The organism is Niastella sp. (assembly GCF_045805085.1).
Taxonomy (GTDB): domain Bacteria; phylum Bacteroidota; class Bacteroidia; order Chitinophagales; family Chitinophagaceae; genus Niastella.
Genome location: NZ_JBJMLX010000334.1, coordinates 1 through 4372, shown reverse-complemented (window position 1 = coordinate 4372; position 4372 = coordinate 1). Strand labels below are relative to the sequence as shown.

Sequence of the window (4372 nt, the reverse complement as noted above, 5' to 3'; positions counted from 1 at the left end):
CTGGATAAATACCGGCATCCGGCAAACCAGGCGGAAGCGGAGCGTTACCCGAACATTAACTGGCAGGACCAGTTGGTGAAGAAGCACGTAATGTCTTACAACGGCAGTCTGAATATTTCAGGCGGTTCTCCGTTGGTGAAATACTTCACCGCAGTAGATTATTTGCATGAAGGCGATATTATTAAAAAGATAGACAACGGAAAATCGTATAAACCAGGCTACGGTTTCGACCGCGTGAATGCCCGTACCAACCTGGATTTCAATCTAACAAGATCAACTGTGCTCTCCGCTAACTTAGCCGGTTCTTATGGGGTAAAACAGGATGCCTATGGCCAGGACAGTTGGGAATACCGTATTTGGCAAAGCATTTATAATAACGCCCCCAATTTGTATTATCCCCGGTACTCAGACGGAGGCTGGGGCTACTTTCCCCTGGAAACGGTGTCTACCATAAATTCATTGGCGGTAATGGGTAATAATGGGGTGCGCAAAACTACTACTACCCGCATCACAACCGATTTTACTTTACGGCAGGATCTGAGTGCGATTCTGAAAGGACTGGCTGCAAAGGGCACGCTTTCTTTCGACAATTCGTTTGTGTCTCAGGGTGGCATTTATGACAATGGTAATATTCAACAGGAATACATTGACCCGGTTACCGGCGAAAAAAAATACAGCCAGTATTTAGGAACAAATCAATTCGACTGGATCCCACCGCGTTGGAACCCCAATGTTGATGCAGTACAAAACGCGGCTACGTACCGCAAATTGTTCTACCAGTTACAGGTAGACTATGCCCGCAGGTTTGGCAAACATGATGTTACTGCTATGGGTATGTTCAGCCGCGACAAATATGCTACCGGTAGCGAGTTTGAGCATTTCCGCGAAGACTGGGTGGGCAGGGTTACCTACAATTATGACGGCAGGTATTTTGCCGAATTCAACGGCGCCTATAATGGATCAGAGAAATTTGGTCCCAACTACCGTTTTGCCTTCTTTCCTTCCGCCGCAGCAGGCTGGATGATCAGCAATGAAAAATTTCTGCAAAACCAGACCTTCTTAAATACATTAAAACTGCGTGCCTCCTATGGACAGGTGGGTAATGATAATGTGAATGGCCGTTGGCTTTATATGACAACCTGGACCTATGGAGGTAATACGCCATTGGGGTCCTCGGCAGGTCAGAACAGTCCTTATAACTGGTGGGCCGAAGCACGCAGCAGCGTTGGTAACCCCGATATTCATTGGGAGAAGGTAACAAAGACAAATTTCGGTCTCGACTATGCCTTATGGAATGGCTTACTGTCGGGTAGTGTAGAGGTGTTCAACGATTATCGTACCGATATTCTTTTAGCCGGTACTTCCCGGTCAGTGCCTTCTTATTTCGGGGTGCAGCCGGCTACAGCCAATGTGGGTAAAGTGCGTAACAAAGGGTATGAAATGGAGCTTCGGTTTAGTAAAACATTGCCCAAAGGAGTAAGGCTGTGGGCAAACTTTTCCCTCACACATGCCAAAGATAAGATCATAGAAGCCGAAGACGCCCTGTTGTTGGATGATTACCAGAAAAAAGCTGGGAAATCGATTGGCCAGGCTTATTCCTATGTAAACAGCGGGTATTATAATACCTGGGACCAGGTGTATGGCAGTACAAAATTGAATACATACGACAACCAGAAATTACCCGGCAACCGGAATATGATAGACTACAATGGCGATGGCGTGATCGATAATAAAGATGCCGTGCCGTATGGCTATCCCGAACGGCCACAGAACACCTATAATGCTACCATTGGTGTTGAATGGAAAGGATTCAGCGCCTTCGTGCAGTTCTATGGGGTAAATAACATCAACCGTTATCTGCAACTGGTAAGTTTTTCCGGACAGTATCACTACGACAATGTATATAACCAGGGTTCTTACTGGACAAAAGACAATCCAAACGCCGATGTGCCCATGCCGCGTTATGCCAGCGTAATGCCTTATTATGGCACCACCTATTTATACGATGGGTCTTATTTACGATTAAAGAATGCAGAGGTCGCGTACACTTTTAAGTTATCTCAATTGAAAAGTATCGGCATTAACGCATTACGTGTTTATCTGAACGGCGATAACTTGTTGTTATGGACAAAAATGCCCGACGATCGCGAAGTAAGTATGGGCGCAGCCACTGCATACCCAACCATCAGGCGTTTTAACCTGGGGTGTAATCTAACTTTTTAAAAGCTTGCTATATGAGAAGGTATCCACATATGATTTTTGCCTGTATTTTATTAGGGCTAACGATGTTGCCTGCCTGTAAACGTTATCTCGACAGGGCGCCTGCAGCAGATGTTTCCCCAACCGACGCCTATATAAACTTTACAAACTTCCAGGGTTTTACTGAAGAAATATATTCCCTGGTCCCCGAATACACCAGTAAAACCTGGGCTTGTGACTGGATCCTGGGTGACGAGATCATTCATAAGACCGGTGTTACCTGGTTAAATGAACAATTGGATAATGGAGATTCCTGGTCCTGGACAACCGGCGAATGGATCTCCTGGCTGGATGCGCCCAACTATAACCCCGACCCAACCACTGGCTTTGGCAAAGGATTGTGGCCAAACTCCTGGTATGGCATTCATAAAACAAATTTAGGATTGGCCAACCTCGATAAACTCGATGGTACGCAGGAAGAGAAAGATCTGATCAAAGGCCAGTTATTGTTTTTCCGGGGCTGGTTTCATTTTCAGCTAATGACGTATTGGGGCGGGCTTCCATACATCGATACGGTTTTGTCGCCCAGTGCAAAATTAAATTTGCCGCGCCTCGCTTACCAGGAGATGGCCGACCGCGTTGCTGCAGACCTTCGGGCAGCGGCCGATCTGTTGCCCGTTAACTGGGATAATACAGAAGCCGGCAAGGCTACCCTGGGCAAAAATCAACTCCGCATTACGAAACTGGCTGCGCTGGGATACCTGGGTAAAAATTATTTGTATGCGGGTAGCCCGTTAATGAACAAGGCATCAACTGGCAATGCAGGATATAATATCAATTACTGCAAAAAAGCGGCGGATGCATTTGCTGAGTTATTGAAGTTGGTTGATAGCCGTGCCACCTGGGTCAGGTTGATTGATTTTGCCCATTACAGCGATCTTTTCTTTACGAATGGAGGAAGTTTTATCCCCGGTTATCCGGAAGCCATCTTCCAGAATCCCGTATATAGCTCCTGGTTTGCCGGTTGTCCATGGGGGCCAAGCTCCATTTTTGCCGAAGGGAATATCGGTGGAGGGTATGCCTCACCGAATACAAGGTTTGTACAAAATTATGGCATGGCCAATGGTTTGCCGATCGATGATCCGCTGTCGGGTTACGATCCCGCCAATCCCTGGGTAAACCGAGACCCGCGTTTTTATCACGACATCGTCATTGACAAAGACCAGATCATAAAAGGGTCTGCGCCGGCCGACAAAGAAAAGTTCCGCTACGCCAACCTGGCTAACAATGGATTCAGTCGTGATAATTCGGCGATCGGGCGTACCGGTTATCTGCTGCGGAAACTCACGCCGATGTCCGCCAACAATATCGACAATTTCCCTAATAACTATATGCATCTGTCGTATATGCGCCTGGCAGATGTATACCTGATGTATGCAGAAGCCGTATTGCAAGGTTATGGTTCAGCAACCAGCACAGGGCCCAATTATATCACTCCTGAGGACGCACTCAACAAAATAAGGGACCGTTGCGGCGCCGGCAGGGTGGCCGCGAAGTATGTAGCAGATAAGGATAAGTTTATGGGTGAGATTATCCGGGAGCGTGCCATGGAGTTGGGGTTTGAAGAAGAATTCCGCTATAACGACCTGCGCCGCTGGCTGCTTGCGGGGCAACAGCAATACAGGGAAAAAACTTCAATAGATTTTGACCGCGATGGCACTGGAAAACCGGTCAACGTAAGGGAAAAAGTATTGGTGACCCGCAAGTTTGAAGATAAAAATTACTGGTTGCCGCTGAAAATAAACGATGTAAATCTTTACCTCTCGTTCAGTCAGAACGCCGGTTATTAAATGCGTTTGTTTGTAAAGCTTAAAAGGAAAATAATGAAAAAAAATATACTGGTTGCCATGCTGGTCACCTGCGGATTGAGCTTGGGTGTTATAGCGCAAGCCCAGGAGCAAACAGCAACCAACAACAACAATTCACCAGCCTCGGGTAGCGACTCCGTGGTGCATGTGGCGTATAAGGCCGTTGACAGGAAAGATCTGCCTGGTGCGGTTTCTATGTTGAACCCGCCGCAATATCTCGACAAACATTATGGAACTTACCCGTTGGAAGGTACAGCTGCGTTCATTGGAGGCAGTAATTTTTGGAATCTGGGTACGGCGCTCGT

The 4372-nt window shown here is 47.0% G+C and carries 3 protein-coding genes; all 3 read left to right on the top strand.

Annotated features, from left to right (window positions below; all coding sequences use genetic code 11):
• Window positions 1-2223, top strand: a 2223-nt coding sequence (locus ACJ751_RS17585; RefSeq protein WP_407746830.1) for a SusC/RagA family TonB-linked outer membrane protein, incomplete at its 5' end; no start/stop codon positions are given.
• A gap of 11 nt (window positions 2224-2234) precedes the next feature.
• Window positions 2235-4049, top strand: coding sequence for a RagB/SusD family nutrient uptake outer membrane protein (locus ACJ751_RS17580; RefSeq protein ID WP_407746829.1), 1815 nt, complete (start codon window positions 2235-2237; stop codon window positions 4047-4049).
• 33 nt (window positions 4050-4082) lie between these two features.
• Window positions 4083-4372: hypothetical protein (locus ACJ751_RS17575; RefSeq protein WP_407746828.1), on the top strand; the 290-nt coding region annotated here is incomplete at its 3' end.

Excerpts from the sequence above, each read along its gene's own strand:
- ACJ751_RS17580 (WP_407746829.1), top strand. The coding sequence starts at position 2,235 with ATGAGAAGGTATCCACATATGATTTTTGCCTGTATTTTATTAGGGCTA.